Origin of the sequence: Deinococcus sp. Arct2-2 (assembly GCF_004801315.1) — a bacterium.
GTDB lineage: Bacteria > Deinococcota > Deinococci > Deinococcales > Deinococcaceae > Deinococcus.
Genome location: NZ_SSNW01000050.1, coordinates 1 through 21,215, shown reverse-complemented (window position 1 = coordinate 21,215; position 21,215 = coordinate 1). Strand labels below are relative to the sequence as shown.

The following is a 21,215-nucleotide window of genomic DNA, read 5'->3' as shown; positions in this document are numbered from 1 at the left end:
TTTCAAGCTTAGGTTGGCTCGGTGGCCTCCTCTCCCGTTGCTCTACAACGCCCTCTCTCCTGCGTAGCTCTGCGAGTCCCGCAAGGGGCGAGGGGTAAGAACTTACAGAACGCTGTACTCAATCTGTGGCTGGAATCTCTAGACTGAACGGCACTTTTAAGCCCGCTTCCGCCGTTTCGCGGGCAATGGCGGGGGCGTGATTCAGCGCCAACACAGCGCGGTAGGTTCGCACAGCCAAATCACGGTCTCCCTGCGCGTCGCGGACTTGACCCAAGCGGGCCAGCGTCAGACCGGGCAAGCTACGGGGCAAGTCAGTCAGACCGTGTGCGGCGCGTTCCAGCAGGGCGCGGGCCGCCGCCAAGTCGCCCACCGCAAGGTGAATGCTGGCGGCGGCGGCGTCGAGTTCGGCTTTCGGCGTCACCAAGTCGCCGGATTCGCGGTCTAGGGCAGCCAGCAGCGCCCCCAAATCGTCACCCTCGTTCAGTTGCCACGCCCGGTCTACCAGCGCTCGCACGCGGCTCAGTTCGCCGGGGGCAAAATTGGTCAGATCGGGCAAAATAGATTCGGGTATCAAGGTTTGCAGCCCCGGTAAGTCGTCCAGCGCCACCAGCACGACGCCCGATTGACCTTGCAACGCTGCCGCCAACTCCGACAGCCGCCGCTCTTGCCAGCGCGTGCCGGGGCCTTCGTCCAGCGCGGTGCGGGTGGCAGCATGGTAGGCGCGGGCAGCGTCCAAAAGCTCTGGGCTGGTGACCCGCACCGCGGAAAGAGGTTCGGCTAGAGCGGCACTCAGGGCGCGTTCGGCCTGCCCCGCCGCCCGCAATCGTTCGCGGCCTTGCGGGTATTGGTTCAAGAAATTGGTGAGTTGATGGTATTCGGCGTCGGCAAAGGCCCAATCAGGAGATACGTCCCGAATGCCGATGCGGGCAGCGGGCAAAGCGTCGCGCAGGGGGTGATCGGGGTCTAAGCCGGTGGCCCACCAGACTTCGGACGCGCCCAAGAAACGTAGGAGTTCTACCACCGTGCCCGCGTTGTACTGGGGGCTGAGGCGCAGCAGGTCGCCTACATCGGGCAGCAAGGTGAGGGTCATGGGGCCACCACCGCACCACGCCGCGCCAGTTCGCCCAGAAACTGTTGAGGATCGGCGGGAGTCAGGAAATACCACCGCAACGGTTGGCCTGAAGTGGCTGGATTGATCGGCAGCACGAGAGGAGAACGGCCTTCGGATTGCCTCTCCACCGGGACACCAATCAGGATTCCCCCTGATCCCACCGACGCCAACGCCGTGACCGTAGGCAGGCTCTCTGACCCAAACGAAAATGCACCCGTCAGGTATCCGGGCAGGCCCGTTCCAAACATGCGAACCCCCAAGCGCCCCACTGTTGTTTTGGCCTGCATTCCCACGTAAGGCAGCAGTGTTGTTCCAAGCAGCCGCCTAATTTCCAGCCCATCTGGGGTCAGGCGGTAACGGAGGCGGCGCGGCGCAAGCCGGAATACGGCGGCAAACAACACTGCCGAAAGCAGCAATTCCCAATGTGGCGCGGTAGGCGCGTCGGGTGGATCGGGCACGAATGCCAGCACTACAAACAGTAGCGGAGGGAACCACAGGAAGGCCCGCGCCAGTGTTGACTCGGCCGCATTCACCAGTGGAACAATCATGCTTCGGCCCGCGCCACCACCGTTTCTGCGCCCAGCACGCGCTCGCCCACGCTGACTTGGGGGGTAAAGGCGGCAGGTATCAGCAGGAACACCAAACCGCCTTCATCCAGAAACGCGCTTTTGTTGCCCGCCCGCACCGTGTCGGCCTCGTGGGTGTAGGTGGTGGCGCTCAGGCCGCTGCCGGGGGCCACCAGAGTTGTCGTGACTTCGCCGTGAATGGTATGCGTGGTCAGGGCGTGGCGCTCATTTTCCAGCGTGCCGCGTGTGGCGAGCAAGTCGGCGGAGCGTCCGGTCAAGAGGGCCACCGCCGCGCCTGCCGACAGCAACGGCGTATTTTGGCGGCTGGCCGTGTGGTGCGTGCGCGTGACCGGGCCGCTGACCGGATGATAGGTGAAATGCACGTCTAGCGGCCCCATGTACAGGCCCATCAGCCAGCCACTTTGGGGTGCGTTCGGCAAGCCCGCCAAGTCGCTGACCGCAATGGGATGAGGGGTGGAGTCGGCGTAAATTTGCCCGCCCGTCACGCGCTTGACAAAGCACACCACGCCGTCGGCGGGGGCCAAAACTGTGTCGGCATCGGCGGGCGGCAGGCGCACCGGATCGCGGAAACGGTACACGCCACGCACGTAGTACAGGGCGGCTCCAGCAGCGGCAACGGGCAGAAGGCGGCGCAACAAAGTCATAGGGGGAGTGTAGCGGCAAGTGGGCGGGAGGATGGGACGGGATCGCTCGCTTGCCGTTGTCGTTCTGCGATGTCCAAATGTCTAAGGGTCTAGGGTCGAAAGGTCTAAGCAAAGCGGTTACACCATTTAGCTGGACTGGGTTTTGGAGAGGCGACAAAAACGGCGCAAACTGGAATTCACGCCGCTGTGATTTCGGACTACCTTTCTGGTTCCGAACTGGCTTACTTGGACGCGAGAATCGTGACGCTCTGGAGGGTGTCGGCCACTACTCCGGGCAAGGGGACATCGTTGCCGCTGGCCGTACGCGTCAGCTTGTTCAGGGCGTCTTGTCCGGCGCTGACTTTGCCAAAGACGGTGTACTGGCCGCTCAGAAAGTCGGCGTCGGTAAGGGTGATGAAGAACTGGCTGCCCTGCGAATCTGGGCTGGCGGAGCGGGCCATACCCAACACGCCTGACGAGTTGAAGCGCAATTTGTTCTTCACTTCATAGGAAAATTCGTAGCCGGGGCCGCCCGTTCCCCACGCCGCTTTTTTGGCCGGATCAGCGCTGAGAGGATCGCCGCCCTGCGCCATGAAGCCGTCTATAACGCGGTGAAAGCGGGTTCCATCATAAAAGCGGTTTAGGGCCAAGAACACGAAGTTGTTGACAGCCACTGGGCTGCCTGCGGCATTCAGGTCGATGGTAATGTCGCCTTTGCTGGTCTTAAGGACGGCGCGGTACTGCTTGCCGGGTACGATGACTTGAGTTGCTTTTTCAAAGGTGCGAACAGGTGTGGGGCTGAGGTAAGGCAACGGCGCATACACGACTGGCGCGGCAGCAGTAGCCGATGCAGCGGGCGCTTTTGCTGGCACTGAAGCCGGGCCTTTGGTGGGAACCTTGCTGGCTTGGGGCGCACAGGCCATCAGCAACAAACCGAGCGCAGACAGGCCGAGGAAACGTTTACGAAGAAGCATAGCTGGAGTATAGAGAGGGGGAAGATGAGAGGGGCAAAATTCCGAGTTGGAAGGTGACCCCCCCGTTGCTGGCGCAACGCCCCCCTTAGAGGTGGGGACTTGACAGCTCTTACGCTCCCCTTGAGGGGGGCTGGCTGCGAAGCAGACTGGGGGGGGGGTTTACACGCCGACGCCGAATGCAACCCCCCCGTTGCTCACGCAACGCCCCCCTCAAGGGGAGGACATAAGCTTTTACAGCTACTCTAACGACAGGCTCGTTGTGTATTTCTCCTGCTTGACCACGATGGTGCTGGCCGTGTTCCGGACGCCGGGAATGGCGGCCAGCACGTCAACCAAGAACTTCTGATAGGCGTCCAGATCGGGCAGACAGACCTTCAGCAGATAGTCGGTGTCGCCCAAGCACAGATAGCATTCCAACACTTCGGGGCGGTTCCGCATATGTTCGGCAAAGGTTTCAAAGCCCTGTTTGGTCTGTTTGTCCAGCGTCACGCGCACCACCACCATCAGGTCTCGGCCCACCTGTTTGGGGTCAAGCAGGGCCACATAACGGTGAATGATGCCCTCTTCTTCCAGTCGCCGCACTCGGCGCAGGGTAGGCGCGGGCGTCAGGCCCACTTCATCGGCCAGCTCGGTATTGGGAATGCGGGCGTCGCGCTGCAAGATGGCGAGGATATGCCGGTCAATGGCGTCGAGTTCCACGACACCGGAACGTGCGGAAGCAGGCTGGGATTGTGACATCTTGAGGCCAAGTTTAGCAGTTTCGCGCAACGATATTGCGGCAATGCCCCTGTTGGCGGGTGTGCGGGCAATCGCGGCGGCGGGCCTTCCTGCTAGCATTACGCCATCTCAATGAAGTTTCGCCGCGTGAATGTCATCGCGGTTCAGTGTCAGCAGGCCCATAAGGAGAACCGCCATGAAGATCGGACTACCCAAAGAAATCAAGGTGAAAGAAAACCGCGTTGCCCTCACCCCCGGAGGCGTGGGAACGCTGGTGCGGCGCGGCCATACCGTAACGGTGGAACACGGCGCAGGCGTGGGCAGCGGCATTGCCGACGCCGAATACGTGGCGGCGGGCGCAGTGATGGGTACGGCAGACGAAGCGTGGGCCGCCCAAATGGTGGTCAAGGTGAAGGAGCCGATAGTGCGCGAATACGGCTACTTGCGCGACGATCTGTTGCTGTTTACTTACCTGCACCTCGCCGCCGACCGCGCCCTCACCGAAGCGTTGCTGAAGGCCGGAACCACCGCCATTGCCTACGAAACCGTACAAGTCGAAGACGGCAGCCTGCCCCTGCTGATGCCCATGAGCGAAGTCGCGGGCCGCTTGAGCGTGCAGGCGGGCGCGTACCACTTGCAAAAACCCGTGGGCGGGCGCGGCGTGTTGCTGGGCGGCGTACCCGGAGTGCAGGCCGGACATGTGGTGATCGTGGGCGGCGGCGTAGTCGGCACCAATGCGGCAAAAATGGCGATGGGTCTCGGCGCAAAAGTGACCGTGCTGGACGTGTCTCACCGCCGCCTGACCTATTTGGATGACGTGTTTTTCGGCAAGCTGACCACCATGATGAGCAGCGAAGCCAATATCCGCGCCTTGCTGCCTGAAACCGATCTGCTGGTGGGCGCGGTGCTGATTCCCGGCGCAAAAGCTCCCCACCTCGTGACCCGCGACATGTTGCCCCTCATGCAGGAAGGCAGCGTAATTGTAGATGTAGCTGTAGATCAGGGCGGCTGCGTGGAAACCATTCACGCCACCACGCACGATGACCCCACCTACCTCGTAGACGGCGTGATTCACTACGGCGTAGCCAACATGCCCGGAGCCGTGCCGCGCACCAGCACCTTCGCCCTGACCAACCAGACGTTGCCTTACGCGCTGCTGCTGGCCGATCACGGCATTGGCGCACTGAGCCGCAACAAGGCGTTGAGCCTCGGCCTGAACACGCACGCGGGCCAGCTCACCTATCAGGGTGTGGCCGACGCACTGGGTATGGAGTATGTAGAAACTCAGGCGGTCTTGGCTTAACAACAGCGAGTGGGTAAGGCGTGGTGGGCTTAAAATCCACGCTTTGAGGGACGACTGATACGGACTCCGATTCGTTGGTTGATAGAGGCCACCCGTGGAAGAGGGTGTGCTGGGTGAGGAGGTCCGGCTGTGTTTCGAGCCAGGCGCAGCGTTCGGCCAGCACGTCAGAGAAGTCGTCCAGCGTGTCGAAGGCTCGATTGGCCACGGTGGCGTCGGTGAGCGCCCAGAGCCGTTCGGCGGGCTGCAACTCTGGGGCGTAGGGGGGCAGCGTGACGGTCTGGATCCCTGGGGGCTGTCCCTGCTCGGCAGGGACATGGAAACCGGCGCCGTCCTGAACCACGAGCACGTGATGGTCGGCGCCCGCGCCGACACTATGGGCAAACGCCGTCATGACGGCGCTGTAAGCCTGTTTGTTCAGGACGGGCACCAGCCAGAACCGGCTCTCGCCGGTTTCTGGATTGACAAATGCGTACAAATAGAGCCATTCATAGGCAGGCTTGACCGGACAGGTAAACGGTTGACCTGTGGGCGCCCAGACCCGTCGGCGAATCGGTTTGAGCCCCAGTCGGTGTTCGGCCAGACACCAGAGGGACACCCGAGCATGGAGACGCTCCGCCGTGCGGAGCGTCTCCGTTAGCCCTTTGTGTTGAAGTCGGCCTTGGCCGCCTCATCGCCTTTCACGTGACGGGGTCGGGGTTGTTGCGGGGAGAACCCCGCCGCCCGCATGAATTCATAAGTGCGGCCCAAGTACACCGTCTTGCCAAACTGTTCGTGCACCCACGTCTGCACGTCTTTGCCCGACCACACGATGCCCTGTTCAACATCCGCCTGCAATTGAGTCGCCAGCGCTTGTTGCTCCTCCGCGGTCAACACGCGTGGTGCGCCCCGATTGCCCTGGCGCCCATCGCGCAGCCCCGCCAGACCCAACTCGCGATACCGCGCCATGAGTTCATAGGCGGTGAACTGACTGTACCGGGTCACGTGCAAGACCTCGCTCGGTCGCCGCCCTTCGGCGAGCAGCGCGAAGAATTGCGCCCTGCGCCGTTCCACGGCACAGGTACTCGCGGTGTAGATCTGCCAGAAGTCTTCGGCATCATGCGCCAGGGGGGCCGTCAAGAGTGTCTGTTTGATGCCCTCATTCTAAAGCTTTTTATTCGGAGCCCGTATGAAATCTGTTGAACGCTGTCACCGAGGACAACTGATCTGATACGGATTCCGATTGAATCCTGAAAACAGCAGGATTCAATCCAAGCGGAGCGAGTAGGAAAAACTACGGGCTACGCATTATGGAGCTGCAAACAGTGCCGTCCCGGTTGTGGCGGAATTAAGCGGAGTCCGTATGACACAAACTATTTAGGCGGCGGGCGCAACACTGGCCCCGCCGCTTTCTTTGGGTTGTGCTCACAGCCCAGAGCCGATACAATCCCGGCTTCTTCCTCAGATTGAGGGCGGGCGGGCCATCTTCCGGCGTTCAGAGGCGTACCCTAAGCCCTATGTTGTCCCGTCCGAGCCGTTCTATGACGTTGCCTGCCGATGCAGACCCCAACGCGCCGCGCCCCAAACGCGATCCCAAACAACTCCTGCGCCTGTTGGCCTACGCCCGCCCCTACTGGAAGTTATTCGCTTTTGGTGTGGTGGCGACGCTCATTTCCAGCGGCCTGAACTTGGTCTTCCCCAGCCTCTTCGGACGTTTAATAGATGCCTCGTTCCTGAAAGTGGGCAGTACCGATACCGGGCCGCTTGACCGTACTGTGTTGAGCCTCTTGGGGATTTTCGCGCTGTCGGCCCTGTTTGGAGCCACCCAGTCTTACCTGCTGTCGCGGGTGGGAGCCAGCGTGGTGGCCGACTTACGGCGGGCGCTCTTTTCGCACTTGATTACGTTGTCGCCGCGCTTTTTTGGTGACCATAAAACCGGAGACCTGACCAGCCGCCTCACTGCCGACGTGGGCACGGTGCAAACAGTGACCAGCACCGCACTGGCGCAGTTGGCCGCCCAAAGCGTGAGTCTGATCGGGGCCGTGATCCTACTGATTACCACCAGCCCGCGCCTGAGCCTCCTCACCTTGGCGGTCATTCCACTCGTGATCGGCACCGCTATTACCATCGGGCGGCGCATTCGCAAAATTAGCCGCACTGTGCAGGACGCCATTGCCGATGCCAACGCCAGCGCCGAAGAAGCCATCAGCGGCGTCAGGGTAGTGCAGAGCTTTACCGCCGAAAACGTGGAACGCAACCGCTATGGGCGCGGTGTGATGGCAAGTTTCGTGGCGGCCCTCAAGCGTGCTCAATTGCAAGCCCTGATGGCAGGCGTCATGAGCTTTTTGACATTTGGGGCACTGGCCGTAGTGCTGTGGTACGGCGGGCGGCAAGTCATGGCAGGCGACCTGACCCCCGGCAAACTTGTCAGCTTCCTGATTTACGCGCTGCAAGTGGGCGGCACGGTGGCGGCGCTGACCGGGATTTTCAACCAGTTTCAAGAAGCGTTGGGCGCGTCGGGCCGAATCTTCGAACTGATGGACGAAAAGAGTGACTTGCCTCAGCCGTCTAAACCGTTGCCGCTGGCCCGCGCAGAAGGCCGCGTCGCGTTCCAGAATGTCAACTTCAAGTACGAGGGCGCACCGATTTTGAAGGGCATCAACTTGGATGTTCCCGCCGGACAAGTGGTGGCGCTCGTGGGGCCAAGCGGGGCAGGCAAAACGACCCTCGTGAACCTGATTCCCCGCTTCTGGGATGTATCGGAAGGCAACCTGAGTGTGGACGGACATGACGTGCGCGACTACACGCTGGAAGACTTGCGGGCGCAGGTGGGCCTCGTGCCGCAGGAGACGCTGCTGTTTTCCGGCACCGTGTCCGAAAACATCTTGTATGGCCGCCCCGGCGCTACCCCGCAGGAAATAGAGGCCGCCGCCCGCGCTGCCAATGCCCACCAATTCATCAGCGCCTTCGAAAAGGGCTACGACACCGTTGTAGGCGAGCGCGGCGTCAAATTGTCGGGCGGCCAGCGGCAGCGGGTGGCGATTGCCCGCGCCATTCTCAAAGACCCGCGCATCCTAATTTTGGACGAGGCGACCAGTGCGCTGGACAACGAATCGGAGTCGTTGGTGCAGCAGGCTCTAGAGACGCTGATGGTGGGCCGCACGACCTTCGTGATCGCGCACCGCCTCAGCACCATTCGCAATGCAGACCGGATCGTGGTGCTGGACGCGGGCACCATCGTGCAGGACGGCACGCACGAAGCGCTGATGGCCTCGGGCGGCGTATACCGTGACCTGTACGAACTGCAATTCCGCAAGGAGCAGGAAGCGCGGGCCGAGTTGGTGTAGAGGGTAAAAACTCCGTTCAATACAGCAAAAGCGCCCGCTCCAAATCACCGGAGCAGGCGCTTTGTCATGCTTCCATCCCATGCGGCTTGGTCTGCCAATCAGTGCCCGCCGATCAGTCCAACACTCCCGCATACACTTCATCCAGCGTCAGGGTGATTCCCAAACAGGGCAAACCAACGGCCTCTTGACCGCGCCGCTCGGTTTCCTGCCAACCCTCAGTAGTGCGCTCAATCACCCGAATGTGGCGGGTGACAGGACTGACGATCAAGTAGGTCTGCAAGCTCGGCAAACTGGTGTAGGCCCACACTTTGTCGGTGCGGTCTGTGTGGCCTCTACTCGCACTAAGGACTTCTATCAGCAGACAATGCGCTTGACTGACGGCGCTTTCAGGGGTCATCGGCTCGCAGGTCACGACGACATCAGGGAAAAAGTACACCCGTTTTCCGGTGGGGCTAGAGGTATCGACCCGCATGTCGGCGGCGTACACTCGGCACCCTTGACGGCGGGCCGCGCCCAACAGGGTAGCCGCGATATTGAGAACGATTTCGCCGTGTGCGCTACTGGCTCCGGCCTGTGCATACAGCCCGTCGCCGTGCAGGGGATACACGTAGCCCGCCACGAACTCCCGCTTGAACGGACTCAGCGGCTCTGTTCGCAGGTACTCCTCTTCGGTCATTTCCCAGAAGACCGGGGCAGGATGGCTCATAGGCTTAGCGTGCAGCTTAAGAAGAGAATGCGCCCGCTCCAATGATCTGGAGCAGGCGCATCTCGTCTACTTTCTTCAGTCCATGGCGCTGGCTAAGGCTGGCTCCGGCTGGCGGGCGTCGGCTCCCAGACCACGCAGACGCTCGGCCAAGCGTTCGTAGCCCCGGTTCAGATACTGCACGCCGTCAATAATTGTTTCGCCCTCACAGGTCAGGGCGGCAATAAACAGAGCGGCACCGGCCCGCAAGTCGGCGGCCTTCACGGGTGCGGCGTGTAGCTTGGCTCCCTGAATGACCTGCGTATAGCCACTGACCGTAATATCTGCGCCCATGCGGTGCAGTTCGGCCACATGTGTCAGGCGATCCGGATACACCGGGTCTTGTACCACGCTCGTGCCAGAAATGGTCGCCAGCAGCGTACTCATCTGCGGCTGCACATCGGTGGGGAATCCGGGGTAGCTCTGGGTGGTCACGTTCACGGGTTTCAGGTCACGGTGGGTGGCATCTACCACCAAGGTTTTGCCCGATTCCGAGATGTCGACGCCCATTTCGGTCAGCTTGGCAGTCACGGCCCGCAGGTGATCGGGGCGCACGTTGGTCAGGGTAATGCGGCTGCGGGTAGCGGCAGCGGCGATCATGAAGGTGGCCGCTTCGATTCGGTCAGGAATGACGGTGTATTCGCCGCCGCGCAGGGCGGGCACGCCGTGAATAGTGAGTGTGTTGGTTCCTGCGCCCTCAATGCGTGCGCCGAGGCTGTTCAGAAACTCGATCATGTCGAGCACGTCGGTGTCGATGGAGGCGTTTTCCAGCACCACCACACCGTCTCCGAGGGCAGCCGCCAGCACCGCGTTATGGGTGCCGCCCACCGTCAGAAGCTCGAAGGCGAACGTGCCGTTCAGGCTGCCCGTGCGCTCGGCTGCAAAGTCGCCGCCGTCTTCGGTGATGTGCGCCCCCAGTGCCCGGAACGCCTTGACATGCTGATCGACGGGGCGCGGCCCCCACGCACAGCCGCCCGGCATGCTCACGGTGGCTTTGCCCACACGGGCCAGAATTGCACCCATGATGATAAAACTAGCCCGCATTTTGCTGACCAGCGCGTAGGGCGCGTGCGTGTTCAGGATTTCGGGGGTATACAGGCTGAGGCTGTTGGGGCCGACCCAAGCGTGGCGCGTGCCGATGTGGTGGGCCAAATCCAGAATCGTATCCACGTCGCTGAGGCGCGGAATACCGTGCAAAGTCACCCGTTCACTGCTGAGGAGGCTAGCGACGATGATCGGCAAGGCCGCGTTTTTGCTGGACTGAACGGCGATCTCGCCGCTAAGTTCGCGGCCTCCCTGAATGTGCAGTGGGGTCAGTTGCATGGGGTTCCTTTTACAGCGCGGAGGCGCGGGGGGATGAAGTTGGTGTGCCCGTACAGCGTGGCAGAAAATGTAAGTAACAGAGTGTAAGCAACAAGGTGGAAGCAACACAGCCAATAACGCTGGCAAATTCCCTCTTAACAGGTGCATCTTACACACGATACTCACTGCGCGTCTAGCTCATGGGGCTGCCGCCTATTGGGTGTACAGTCAGACTCACCTCACTTATGCTACTCAGGGGCGCAGAGTGAGCCGGGTGAGCCTCATGTTGAGGTCACTGTTCATGCGTGCTACGCTGCCCACAGGCCCAAGCTTCATGCGCTCCACCGTTGTTTTCCGGATTCTTTCCCACCTTCCCCTCTTATTTTCTCCCCACGCTTTCCCAACCGGGCGCGAGGGCCGAGCAGGAGCGTCATGCCCAAGAAAGACCGAAAACGCCTGCAAGTGGTCATCAGCGACGAGCAAGACGCGCTGCTGACGCGCACGGCGTATGAACTGTCCAGCCCCGAACGGCTGATCAGCAAAAGCGAAGTGGTGCGCCTCGCCATAGAAAAAATCGCCAAAGAACTCGGTGAAGGCGAGAATATGGAAGAGTACCGCGCCATTTTGGATCAGACCGCTCCCTCTGACGACTCCTGAGTTTTAGATTTGATCCACCAAGCCGCCTGTGAATATGGGCGGCTTTTTGGTGGATATAGCGAGCAGCGGTTTACAACCTCAGAACGTTCACAAAGCCGAATGCTGTGGCTTATGTTCTATAGCTCATATCAAATCTATTAGTGGCTATAGGCCAGAGTTTCCGGCAACACGCGCCTTGCACCCAAGTAACGGGCAGACCAGTAGCGATCCGCCATCAGTTTGTCTACCGCTACTTGGCCCCGGTAACTGTTGGCATTCACAAAGGTGTCTTCGCCCAAATAGATACCGACGTGTGTGACCGTGCCGCGCCCTTCCGTGTCGAAGAACACCAGATCGCCGGGGAGCAAAGCGGCGGCGTCTACGGGCAACCCCGCTTGAGCCTGATCGGCGCTACGGCGCGGCAACTGCACCCCCAAAGGCACGAACACCTGAAGCACGAAGCCGCTGCAATCGGTTCCGACCCTGCTGGTTCCACCAAAAACGTAAGGAGTGCCCAGTAAAGCCATCGCCGCGCCGCGCCAATCGTTGGGCAGCGCACTGGAAAGAGGAGCTGGAAGGGCGAGTGGGGCTACATTCGGGGTTGACGCTTGGTTAGGGACAGGCAGACTTTGTGTGGTCAGAACGGGCGGCAGAATGGGAGCCACCCGAGTCTGAACCACTGGAACTTGTACCGCCGGGGCCGGAACTGCTGGAGTCTGAATGACCGGAGCCGAGGAAGCGGGAGCCGACGCTACAGCCACTGTAGGCCCAGACAGGCGCAAGCTTTGGCCGACGCTCAGCACAGTGGTGGGAGGCAGACTATTCACCGCCAGAAGCGCGTCTACCGTCATTCCGTAACGGCGGGCCAGCCCATACAGCGTGTCGCCGGGTTGCACCACATAGGGCGGCAAGTCCCGAATCCTCAACGTCTGGCCCGCTCGCAAATCAACGCCGCCCGCTGCGTTGGGGGTCAGGCTGTTCAGGGCCAGCAGAGCTTCTAGGCTGATGCCTGCCCGCCGTGCCAAAGCGTAAGCCGTGTCGCCGGGCTGCACCGTGACCACAAAGGAGGCAACATCCGGCGAAGCCACCGAACCGCCAGTGGCGCTTGCCACACCAGACAGGCCCGCACCGAGCAGCAAGCCAACCGTGACCAAACGGGCCAACACAGAACGGCGAATTGAGAGAACGTAGCGCACTAGACAGGTCTCACAGGAGGCGTTTGAGACGGGGGCCACCGAAGATCAAGCTCTCTTCAGGTGACGCTCAGGATTGGAATAGACGCACCGTAACACGCGCACCTTTGGCCTGCCAAGCCCCCCATCCCAACGATGAAGACGCTTGGCCGCTGTCCTGCATGACTGACTGAAGGACAGTTCAGGCCGCAGCTCTAGCCACAACCGCCGCCTGACGGGCCTATCCTGCGGGAATGCTTGCGCGTGCCACCGCGTGGCGCAGCCGAACGTTCAGCGCCCTGCGTCACCCCAATTACCGCCGTTACTGGTTTTCCCAACTTCTCTCGCTGGTGGGGTCGTGGATGCAGGCCACCGCGCAGCAATACTTGGTACTGGAGCTATCGGGCGGCAGCAGCGCGGCATTGGGGTGGGTGACGGTGGCGCAGTTTATGCCCAGCCTGCTGCTCTCGCTGTTTGCAGGCGCAGTGATAGACCGGGTGCCGCGCCGCCGCGTGCTGCTGGCCACGCAAATCACCCTATTAATCACGGCAACGGCGCTGGCGGTCACGACTCATTTGGGCGTCGTGACCCTACCGCTCGTCATGCTGTTGGCCTTTATCAGCGGCACGGCCAATGCCTTCGATATGCCCGCCCGCCAGAGCATGGTGGTGGACTTTGTGCCTAGAAGCGACGTGCCCAACGCGGTGGCGCTGAATAGTCTGTCTTTTAACGTGAGCCGCACCATCGGGCAAGCCTTGTTCGGCGTGGTGGCGGCGCTGGGCGTGACCCTGCTGGCGGGCGGCAATCCCGACAATCTTTCTCGGTTGGCCCTTCCCTTTTACCTGAATGTGGCGTCGTTTTTCGTGGTGCTGTTCGTCATTGCCACGCTGCCGTTTCCGGCCCGCGACGGTGGGCAGCACGGCAGTATGTCCGAGGATGTGCGCGAAGGTCTGCGCTACGTGCGCGGCACACCCGCCGTGCGGAACGTGATGTTGCTGGTGGGCGCACTCAGCCTGACCGTCATCAATTTCAACGTGATCATTCCCTATTACGCCCGTGTGGTCTTCGATGCACGGGAGGCCGCTTTCGGTGTGCTGAGCGCGGCGTTTGGTGTGGGCGCGATGGCGGGCGCACTCTGGCAGGCCAGCAAGCCTAATCCGCTGACAAATCTACGGGTAGGCAGCGTCATTTTGCTGATCAGTACGGTGGCTTTGGCCTTTGCTCCCGGCCCGGTTGTCGCCACGCCCATTTTGGCGGTGTGCGGCTTCGGGATGCTCACCCTGTTGGTCAGCGCCAATTCTACCGTGCAACTGACCCTGCCCGATCATCTGCGTGGCCGCGTGATGAGCCTGTATTCCTTCGTGCTGGTGGGCATGGGGCCGCCCGGAGCCTTGATCGCCAGCAGCCTGATTTCTAAAAATGGTTTGCTTGGATCGCGTTGGGGCTTGGTTGCACTGGCCGCGCTGGGAGCTTTGGCGGTGGCGGCGCTGTGGCGCAGGCTGCCGCGCAAGCTGGATAAGCCCAAGGCGCAGGCTGAGGCAGTAGGGCTGGGGAGTGCGGATTGAGGGTTTGGGTGGGGCGGTCTAAGGGTCGAGGGTCTGAGGGTCTAAGGAAGGGCGAAGGGCAATCGCTGGCGCTCATTTACCCCCTCCCCAGCCCTCCCCCATAAAGAGGGAGGATGCTAAAGCCCACGCTTCTGACCCTTGCCTTTAGCCCTCGCCCCCTGTGGGAGAGGGGCGCTGCATCGCAGCCGGGTGGCTCGCAGAGCTGCGCAGCAGAGGGGCAGTTCAGCCACGCCCCCACCCCATTCCCCACCTCCCCCACCCACCCCAAGCTTCCTCAATAGTGCTTAAAGTTGCAGGATTGCGGTTTCACAGGGCGGGGGCTGTTATGCTGCGGTTATGGGTTCAGACCGCTCCCCGGATCGCTCACATCTCGTCTTGACGTGGACGCTGGTGGTGCTGGCTGTCGGCGCACTTGTCGGCATCGGTACTACAGCGGCACTGTTGGCCCGCAAAGGCCGCCCCCTGCCCGATGACCCGGACGAACCTTTGTTCATCTGAGGGGTTCATCTGAGAGAACATTGGGCAGAAGAAGCAGGCGGGCAAACCAGAACGTTCTGGCTGCCCGCCTTGCTTCAGCTCAACTCTGAATCAGCTTCAGAAGGGCCAGACCCTCGGAATGATGAGCATGGCGACGACGAACGTAACCACCGTGAGGCCCGCACCCACCCGCACGAAATCGAGAAACGTGTAGCGTCCGGGGCCGTACACCAACATGCACGACGGCTCCAGCGGCGTAATGAACGAGTTGCTGGCCGCCACCGTAATCCCGATAGCAAAGGGACGCGGATCGTAGCCCAGCGCGTTGGCCGTGCCAATCGCAAGCGGCAGCATCACCAACGCAGCGGCCTGATTGCTCATGGGTTGGGTGAGGGCCACCGTGACCGCAAACAGGGCGGCCAGCAGGCCATACGGCCCCAGCGGTTCCAGCACACCCGATAGCGCTGTGGTCAGCACTTTGGCCGCGCCACTGGACTCGAAGGCCGTACCGAACGCCAACATACAGGCCACCAGCACCAAAATCGGCCATTCGATGCTGCGGTAAGCCTCTTCCGGCGTAATCAGGCGCAGGGCCACGCTGAGAGCCACCGCCACCACTGCGGCCACCGCCAGCGGCACCAAGCCGAGGCCGCCCGCCAGTACCGCGCCCACGAACAACAGCAAGGCCAGCGGCGCACGGCGCAAGTCGCGCACCTGTTCGGTCAGGTCGCCCAGTACCACCAGATGCTCGCCCAGCGCGTCTATGCGGGCCGCGCTGCCCTGCACGAGCAGCACATCCCCGATTTGCAGACGGGTTCGGCCCAAACGTTCCACCATGCTGGGTGCGGGTTTGCTGCCCATCCGGGGGCGATCTAGGGTACGCGAGCGGCGGTGCAGCGCCAATACCGACGCCCCGTAGCGTTCCCGAAACTGGCTTTCGCGCAGGGTGCGCCCCAGCAGGTTGGAACCGGGCATGACTACCGCCTCTACCAACCGTACATCGCCCGGACGGGCCGCCGCCCCCACTTCTGCGGCAGACGGGGCCAGCAACTTCTGCTCACTGCGGCTGACCACGCCCAGCGCCGTCTTGCCCGCCAAGATGCGTTCGGTGTGGCCTTCTACCGTCAGGCTGTCTCCTTCCTGAAGAACAAAATCCGGGCCGGGGCCATAGCTGCTGTCCGTGGTTCCGGCGCGGCGCACAGCCACCACGGTCAGGCCGTAATCGCGTCCTAGACCACTTTCGCGCAGAGTCAGGCCAATCAGGGGACTGGCGGGAGCCACCGTCAGATCGGCAAGGTAGGCCCGCACGCCCTCGGCCAGTTCGGTTTCACGGGCAGGCAGCAGGCGCGGGGCCACGAAAAACAGGTAAGCGAGGCCGATGACAGCGCAGGGGACGCCCACCCATGCCAGCTCGAAGAAGCCCAGTGGTTTCAGGCCGCTGGCGGGCAACGCCCCCGACACCACCAGATTCGTACTGGTGCCGATGACGGTAATCGTGCCGCCCAAAATGCTGGCAAAGGCCAGCGGCATCAGCGCACGGCTGGCCGGAATGCCTGCCCGCCGGGACGCGCCCGCCACCACAGGCAAAAATACAGCGGTGGTGGCGGTGTTGCTGGTAAACGCACTCACGCCCGCCACCGTGCCCAACAGCCCTCGCAGCAGCGCCGTAGGATTGCCTGCCCGCCGCGCCAACGTCATACCGATCCATTCGATGACCCCCGCCCGCAGCAGTACCCGCGTCAGCACGAACAGAGAAGCCAAGGTCAGCACGGTATCACTGCCGAAACTGGCGAAGGCGACTTTGGGAGAAATCAGATTCAGCACCAACAGGGCCGAGAGAAGACAGAGGGCAGTGACGTCGATGGGCAGCCATTCGGTGGCAAACAGCACCAGCGCCGCCACGAACAGAATCAGGATGAGCGTGACGGGTTCCATGCGTGCAGGCAGACTGACCCGCCGTCATGGACGCTGGGTGAGGAGAGTCTATAGAAGAGGTTTAAGGACGGGGCGACTCATCTCGGGAGGCAACCCATTCCGGCCACTCGGCAGATTAGCCGCGCATTGCTGACCGAACGCCGCCCCTCAAAGGTGGGGCTCAACATTCTTCTTGACCCTTAAGCGGGCTGGCTGCGGATTAGTAACCTCGAGTGCTAGGGGGTCAGAGACCGCCAAAGAACAGGGCCAAATTGTGAGCGGCAATTTTTCGGCAGACATGGGCGCGAATAGATCGGAAGGAATTGAGCTGTGGAAGCATTAAATGAAAAGATCGATATAAACGAGAAAAGACTGTTTCTATCGTCTTTCTGATCCACCCCATCGCGCCCCACCAGGGGCGCGGTTGTTTCATGTTGCTCTTGGGTTGTGCCTAGACCCCACAGCCTTGGTACCCCCGATCACCCAGTACCAATGCGCCCTCACCCTCAGCCAATAACGTGCGCGCGAGAGGTGAATCACTTTCATTTCCAGCGGCCAGAGCAAAGCGGACAATCATTCCATGATCGTTAATCACGGCGTGCAGCTTGAAGCCGTAAAAGCGTCCTTTGACGCTGTACCCACCATGTCCGCCTCGTCCACTCCCTGCCTCGGTCATGGCTCGGGGGCGCGCATAGCGCGTCCCCTTACAGCACACCAGCGGTTTGCTGTCAATCACATACACGGTTTCGTCGTCAAAATGAGGCAATCTCAGGGCGAGGTCGGCATAAATGGTTTCGAGATTGAGCTGAATCCGAAGATACCGGGTGCGGTCTGGCAAGCAGGGAAACAAGGCCCGGTACGTCGAACGTACCTGCCCTAACCCCTTCTGCGCGGAGACTTCACCGAGTAGTTCCCCGACCAACGCAATGGGCATGACTTCGCTGTAACTGCCTTTCTGATTGGGTTCCTGTGGCAAAACAAACAAGCCGCTGCACGCAGCGGCTTGCACATAATCATCGACGTACACGTAAACGAGTGTGAATAGATCTTCGACGCTATTCTGAGCCAGCGGAAGTTCGTTGGTAGGCATACCCGAGCTTCCGCTTTCGTATGTCCCACTGCCTACCCCCTAGCACCCGAGGTTAGTAAGGTTTGAAAGCAGAGTAGACCGGAACACTTACCCAGACTCGACAACTCTAAATTTTTGCCCCATTCAGCGAGCATCAATCGTTAGCGAGTCGCACAGGCATCATTAAGAAGGTGCTGAAGCCGTCGCCGCCGTTTGCGCCAAGCGGGTCAGCGCGTCGGTCAGGATCAGCACAGCGCGGTCATACTCGGCCAAGTCCAGCCGTTCTTCGGGGGTATGGTCAAGGCTGCTGTCGCCGGGGCCATAGGCCAGCGTAGGCACAGGCCAGAGTTCGGATACCACGTTCATATCGCTGGTTCCCGTTTTTACCTTGAAGGTGGGCGTACCCCCCTGAGCGCGAATGGCGGTGCGGAGAGCGCGGGTGAGGGCGTTGTCTTTGGGGTGGCGCACGGCGCTTTCATGTCCGGTAAACGTAATATCGGTGGTCAGGCTGGAAGCGGCGTCGTATACGGTTTCCTGCGCGGCATAGGGGGCCAGACCCAGCGGCAGGCGCAGGCCCACGCTGGCCCACGCGGTTTGCGTCAGCCCGTCGCCCGACGCGCCCAAGTCCTGCAAGGTGGCCTGTACCCGGTCAAAAATGCCGGGGCTGTCTGCGCCCACACTCGCTGCCCAAGCCCGGATTCTGAACCAAGCTTCGGTGAGGTCATCGGCGGCGCTGCTGCCTTCCCCGGCGGTATGAAAGTTGTCTTTGGTCACGCGCAGCTTGGCAACGAGGCGGCCTTTATACCCCAGCGTCAGGCCCGCCCAACCGCTGGGTTCCCCGATCAGCACGGCGTCGGGCGAAAGGGTATGCATGGCGTGGCGTGCGCCCTTGCTGCTGGGGGCTTCTTCCTCGGTGGCTCCGATGCACACGAACCGGGCCTGCGCCAACGCTTCCGGGGGCAAGGCAGCCACAGCGGCCACGAACGTGCAGAACGGGCCTTTGGCATCCACGCTGCCGCGCCCGTGCAGCACGCCGGATTCGTCTACATGCACCGGAATGTTGCCCGGAACGGTGTCGATGTGGCCCAGCAACGCCACCATATACGGCCCGCTGCCCCGCTCGCCTACCGCGTTGCCTGCCTCGTCTATATGTGCCGCGAACCCGTGCGCCGTCATCCAATCGGTCACGAACTTTGCCGCCGCGCCTTCTTCACCCGACAGCGAGGGAATCCGCACGGTTTCGATCAGCAGAGTGCGGGTGTCTTGCTGGGCCTGTTGCTGGGCGGGCGTGAGGGCCGAACTGGGCGGGACTGAGTTGGGTGGGGTGGCGTCGGAGGTCATCGGCGTGAGATTACCTCACTCGTCGGCTGAATTGCCCCCGTTCCCCGTCGCCCGCGCAATGCCCACCAGCAGGCGGGCCAGCTCTGCCAACGTGAGGAGCGAAATGCCGCCCACGCCGCCCGCGATGAGTGTCCAGATGCCACTGAGTTGTTGATCAGCTCTGAACAGGAAGAACGCTAGCGCGATGGCCGACACACCCAGCACCACGCCCAAAATCCGCAGGCGGCTGACCAACGCTTCTACGGCGTCGGCCTGAGCGTAGAGTCCACTGACGGAGGCGCTGCGGGTGGGCAAGGTTCTGATGGCGGTGGGCTGAAGCGTGGGCGCAGAGGGCGTGGGAGCCGCCACGACAGACGCAGACGGCGCGGCCATTTTGGGTGCAGGAGTGGGCGCGGGCTGAGCTGCCGGAGCCGGAGTAACTGAGCTAGAGGTTCCAGAACCATACGGCACAGTAGGACGCGCACTGGACGGCGAAAACCCGCTGGAAGAAATGACGACAGGCTGAGGGGTGGGCGGTTGGGGTGTGCTCGGAGGCTGAGGGGTGGGCGGTTGGGGTGTGCTCGGAGCCGGAGCAGGGGCCGCTGCAGGCTTGGTCAGACTCGGCGCAGGAGTGCTGGGAGCAGGGCTGATGACGGTGCGCGTCACCGGGGCAACGGCTTCAGCGTCCTCTTCCCCATCATCAGGGTCGCCAATGACGATGGTGGGCGGGGCTTTCCGGGCTTCTGGCTTCTGCACCTCTGGTTTTTGGGGTTCTGGCGCAACCGGGGCCGAAATTGTGGGGGCCACTGGCGTCGCGGGCGGCGGGCTGACAGGGGCGGGAGTAGAGGCTGCTATCACACTTGGAGCCGCTGAAACGCTGGCAACAGGCTTTTCCTCTCCCGAAGACAGGGGGGCGGCGGCTTGCTGCTTGGCACGGGCGGTAGTGTCGCGCACTTGGGCAAAAAAGGCCTGAACTCGGGCGGCGTCGAAGCCCAACAAGCTGGCGGTGAGCGCCGTCCCAGCAGGCGTTTCTACACGCAAGGTGCCTTCTTGATCGCTGTGAATTCGGGTCAGGTCGCGCAGGGTCACGCGCCGGGTGCCGCCACCATCCTGAAACAGCAGGGTTTGTGCGGTCAGCGCAAAAAGAGCGTCTTCTTTCTCCAGTGAGGCAATGGAAGCCTCATCCATTCCGGTGGCTTTCAGGGCCGATTGGGCGCGGTCAGTCATGCGTCTGCTCCTGTGGGAACAAGTGCGGCATTGGTGTTGGCGGCATTGGTGTAACTGTGGGGGGTGGCCTGCAAAGTAACATTCACTATGCTACGCAGCATACCGACTTACTTCACACTTCGCGCCCTCTAGCCTGATGAGGTCTTCACGCATGAAGGGGGCCGTAAGCTGCACTCACGCTGCCCCGCAACCTCTACGCGCACACTGAATCCATGACCGACAACTCTAACCGCTACGGCAACGAACCCCTCGGCAAAAGCGTGGAAGAAGTCGAGCAAGATGCAGGCAATGTGGTCAATTCGTCTGTAGAAGGCGAGCAGCGGCACGACAACGACGAAACGTTTGTTCCGGCCATCGCCAACGGCAACGCCACCGGAGTTCCGGCCATCGTCGGCGGCACGGCGGGCGGCATTGCAGCGGTGTTGCACACCAACTTGCTGACCGATGTGGACGGCAACCACGACAGCACCAACGACGGCACGACCCGCGAGAACCGCGACAGCAGCGAAGAATAACGGCTGAAGATTCGACAGCGAGAGTGGGACGAGGCGTTGCGGCCCTGTCCCACTCGGCTTTTTGCTGCGGCCTTACTCCCCGTATTTGCTCAGCACTTGTTCGGTGCGGGCGCTCTTGACCCGGTTGACCAGCCGTTCGTGTTCGTGGCGGTCACGCAGGCTTTTGCTCAGTGTCAGCGTGCTGGCCGTCAAAAACATCGTGCCCATGTACAAGTAGCCCTTGATCCACCAGTCTACAGGCAGGTAATACACGCCCACGATCATCAGGAAAAAGCTGAGGCCGAACGCAATCCAAATAAAGCTCATCCATGCGGGCGAATCTCCCTGAAGGTCAGGGGTGCTGTACAGATTGGGCTGGGTCATGGGCAAAACCTCCTGAATGGGAAAAGCAGTGGCGGCAGGCTTTCGCGGCTGAATAATGGCGCTGGGGCGATTCAAACGGTTTTATTTACACCGGGTTGAATCTTGAACTCAGCATAGATAGTTTTACTGACCGCGCTTCAGTTCTGGAACGCGGTGTAAAAATTGGGGGGAATTGGGCAAAGCCGCGTGTAAGCCCCCCCGTTGCGGGCGCAATGCCCCCCCTTAGCTCGACTTTGGCCATTGAGGAGGGTCAGGCGGCATAGCAGAGCGCGTCT

20 protein-coding genes and 1 pseudogene are annotated in these 21,215 nt (G+C 61.7%); 6 read left to right on the top strand and 15 right to left on the bottom strand.

The window, feature by feature from the left end; all coding sequences use genetic code 11:
- Window positions 1-118: 118 nt before the first annotated feature.
- The 5 genes from E7T06_RS17505 to E7T06_RS17485 all read right to left on the bottom strand — a co-directional run bounded on the left by E7T06_RS17505 (window position 119) and on the right by E7T06_RS17485 (window position 4,033).
- Window positions 119-1,090 (bottom strand): hypothetical protein, encoded by a 972-nt coding sequence (locus E7T06_RS17505; protein WP_136367049.1) that lies wholly within the window; start codon window positions 1,088-1,090, stop codon window positions 119-121.
- Window positions 1,087-1,659 (bottom strand): hypothetical protein, encoded by a 573-nt coding sequence (locus E7T06_RS17500; protein ID WP_136367048.1) that lies wholly within the window; start codon window positions 1,657-1,659, stop codon window positions 1,087-1,089. The genes E7T06_RS17505 and E7T06_RS17500 overlap by 4 nt, the downstream gene beginning before the upstream one ends.
- On the bottom strand, window positions 1,656-2,342 hold the full coding sequence (locus E7T06_RS17495; RefSeq protein WP_136367047.1) for a phosphatidylserine decarboxylase: 687 nt from the start codon (window positions 2,340-2,342) through the stop codon (window positions 1,656-1,658). Before E7T06_RS17495 ends, E7T06_RS17500 begins: the two co-directional genes overlap by 4 nt.
- 221 nt (window positions 2,343-2,563) lie before the next feature.
- A complete protein-coding gene (locus E7T06_RS17490; RefSeq protein ID WP_136367046.1) occupies window positions 2,564-3,295 on the bottom strand; it encodes a peptidylprolyl isomerase in 732 nt (243 codons plus the stop codon).
- A gap of 237 nt (window positions 3,296-3,532) precedes the next feature.
- The gene (locus E7T06_RS17485) at window positions 3,533-4,033 is read right to left on the bottom strand and encodes an Lrp/AsnC family transcriptional regulator (protein ID WP_136367045.1); all 501 of its coding nucleotides are present in this window, start codon (window positions 4,031-4,033) and stop codon (window positions 3,533-3,535) included.
- A gap of 175 nt (window positions 4,034-4,208) precedes the next feature.
- On the opposite strand from E7T06_RS17485, the gene ald reads away from it, so the two are divergent.
- Window positions 4,209-5,315, top strand: a complete 1,107-nt coding sequence (gene ald, locus E7T06_RS17480; protein ID WP_136367044.1) for an alanine dehydrogenase — start codon at window positions 4,209-4,211, stop codon at window positions 5,313-5,315.
- Here ald and E7T06_RS17475 read toward each other — a convergent pair.
- Window positions 5,248-5,937: pseudogene (locus E7T06_RS17475) on the bottom strand (IS630 family transposase); the annotation flags it as partial. The gene ald and the pseudogene E7T06_RS17475 sit on opposite strands and share 68 nt — an antisense overlap.
- Before the next feature lie 11 nt (window positions 5,938-5,948).
- Complete coding sequence (locus E7T06_RS17470) at window positions 5,949-6,431, bottom strand: winged helix-turn-helix domain-containing protein (RefSeq protein WP_136367042.1); 483 nt, start codon at window positions 6,429-6,431, stop codon at window positions 5,949-5,951.
- A gap of 377 nt (window positions 6,432-6,808) precedes the next feature.
- Between E7T06_RS17470 and E7T06_RS17465 the strand changes: the two genes are divergently transcribed.
- Window positions 6,809-8,638, top strand: a complete 1,830-nt coding sequence (locus E7T06_RS17465; protein ID WP_240741148.1) for an ABC transporter transmembrane domain-containing protein — start codon at window positions 6,809-6,811, stop codon at window positions 8,636-8,638.
- A gap of 112 nt (window positions 8,639-8,750) precedes the next feature.
- Here E7T06_RS17465 and E7T06_RS17460 read toward each other — a convergent pair whose 3' ends face one another.
- Together E7T06_RS17460 and murA are read right to left on the bottom strand one after the other, a co-directional pair.
- The gene (locus tag E7T06_RS17460) at window positions 8,751-9,344 is read right to left on the bottom strand and encodes a Uma2 family endonuclease (RefSeq protein WP_240741147.1); all 594 of its coding nucleotides are present in this window, start codon (window positions 9,342-9,344) and stop codon (window positions 8,751-8,753) included.
- 75 nt (window positions 9,345-9,419) lie between these two features.
- Window positions 9,420-10,703: a UDP-N-acetylglucosamine 1-carboxyvinyltransferase gene (murA, locus tag E7T06_RS17455; protein WP_136367041.1), complete on the bottom strand. Its 1,284-nt coding sequence runs from the start codon at window positions 10,701-10,703 to the stop codon at window positions 9,420-9,422.
- Between the two features lie 411 nt (window positions 10,704-11,114).
- On the opposite strand from murA, the gene E7T06_RS17450 reads away from it, so the two are divergent.
- A complete protein-coding gene (locus tag E7T06_RS17450) occupies window positions 11,115-11,339 on the top strand; it encodes a transcriptional regulator (protein WP_136367040.1) in 225 nt (74 codons plus the stop codon).
- A gap of 137 nt (window positions 11,340-11,476) precedes the next feature.
- Here the strand turns inward: E7T06_RS17450 and E7T06_RS17445 are convergent, their stop codons facing one another.
- The gene (locus tag E7T06_RS17445; RefSeq protein ID WP_240741146.1) at window positions 11,477-12,484 is read right to left on the bottom strand and encodes a C40 family peptidase; all 1,008 of its coding nucleotides are present in this window, start codon (window positions 12,482-12,484) and stop codon (window positions 11,477-11,479) included.
- 260 nt (window positions 12,485-12,744) lie between these two features.
- On the opposite strand from E7T06_RS17445, the gene E7T06_RS17440 reads away from it, so the two are divergent.
- Both E7T06_RS17440 and E7T06_RS21340 read left to right on the top strand, forming a co-directional pair.
- A complete protein-coding gene (locus E7T06_RS17440) occupies window positions 12,745-14,055 on the top strand; it encodes an MFS transporter (protein ID WP_136367039.1) in 1,311 nt (436 codons plus the stop codon).
- 336 nt (window positions 14,056-14,391) lie between these two features.
- Window positions 14,392-14,553 carry a hypothetical protein gene (locus E7T06_RS21340; protein WP_168733616.1) on the top strand — a complete coding sequence of 54 codons (162 nt, stop codon included), beginning with the start codon at window positions 14,392-14,394 and terminating at the stop codon, window positions 14,551-14,553.
- A gap of 96 nt (window positions 14,554-14,649) precedes the next feature.
- Here E7T06_RS21340 and E7T06_RS17435 read toward each other — a convergent pair whose 3' ends face one another.
- The 4 genes from E7T06_RS17435 to E7T06_RS17420 form a co-directional block, all read right to left on the bottom strand.
- The gene (locus E7T06_RS17435) at window positions 14,650-16,467 is read right to left on the bottom strand and encodes an SLC13 family permease (RefSeq protein ID WP_136367038.1); all 1,818 of its coding nucleotides are present in this window, start codon (window positions 16,465-16,467) and stop codon (window positions 14,650-14,652) included.
- Between the two features lie 430 nt (window positions 16,468-16,897).
- Window positions 16,898-17,473 (bottom strand): transposase, encoded by a 576-nt coding sequence (locus tag E7T06_RS17430; RefSeq protein ID WP_240741145.1) that lies wholly within the window; start codon window positions 17,471-17,473, stop codon window positions 16,898-16,900.
- Between the two features lie 225 nt (window positions 17,474-17,698).
- Window positions 17,699-18,856, bottom strand: coding sequence for a [LysW]-lysine hydrolase (locus tag E7T06_RS17425; RefSeq protein WP_136367037.1), 1,158 nt, complete (start codon window positions 18,854-18,856; stop codon window positions 17,699-17,701).
- 15 nt (window positions 18,857-18,871) lie between these two features.
- Window positions 18,872-20,062, bottom strand: a complete 1,191-nt coding sequence (locus E7T06_RS17420) for a hypothetical protein (RefSeq protein ID WP_136367036.1) — start codon at window positions 20,060-20,062, stop codon at window positions 18,872-18,874.
- A gap of 212 nt (window positions 20,063-20,274) precedes the next feature.
- Between E7T06_RS17420 and E7T06_RS17415 the strand changes: the two genes are divergently transcribed.
- Window positions 20,275-20,577, top strand: a complete 303-nt coding sequence (locus E7T06_RS17415) for a hypothetical protein (RefSeq protein WP_136367035.1) — start codon at window positions 20,275-20,277, stop codon at window positions 20,575-20,577.
- A 72-nt stretch (window positions 20,578-20,649) separates the two neighbouring features.
- On the opposite strand, the gene E7T06_RS17410 is transcribed toward E7T06_RS17415, so the two are convergent.
- Window positions 20,650-20,940 carry a YiaA/YiaB family inner membrane protein gene (locus tag E7T06_RS17410; RefSeq protein ID WP_168733615.1) on the bottom strand — a complete coding sequence of 97 codons (291 nt, stop codon included), beginning with the start codon at window positions 20,938-20,940 and terminating at the stop codon, window positions 20,650-20,652.
- Window positions 20,941-21,215: the final 275 nt, after the last annotated feature.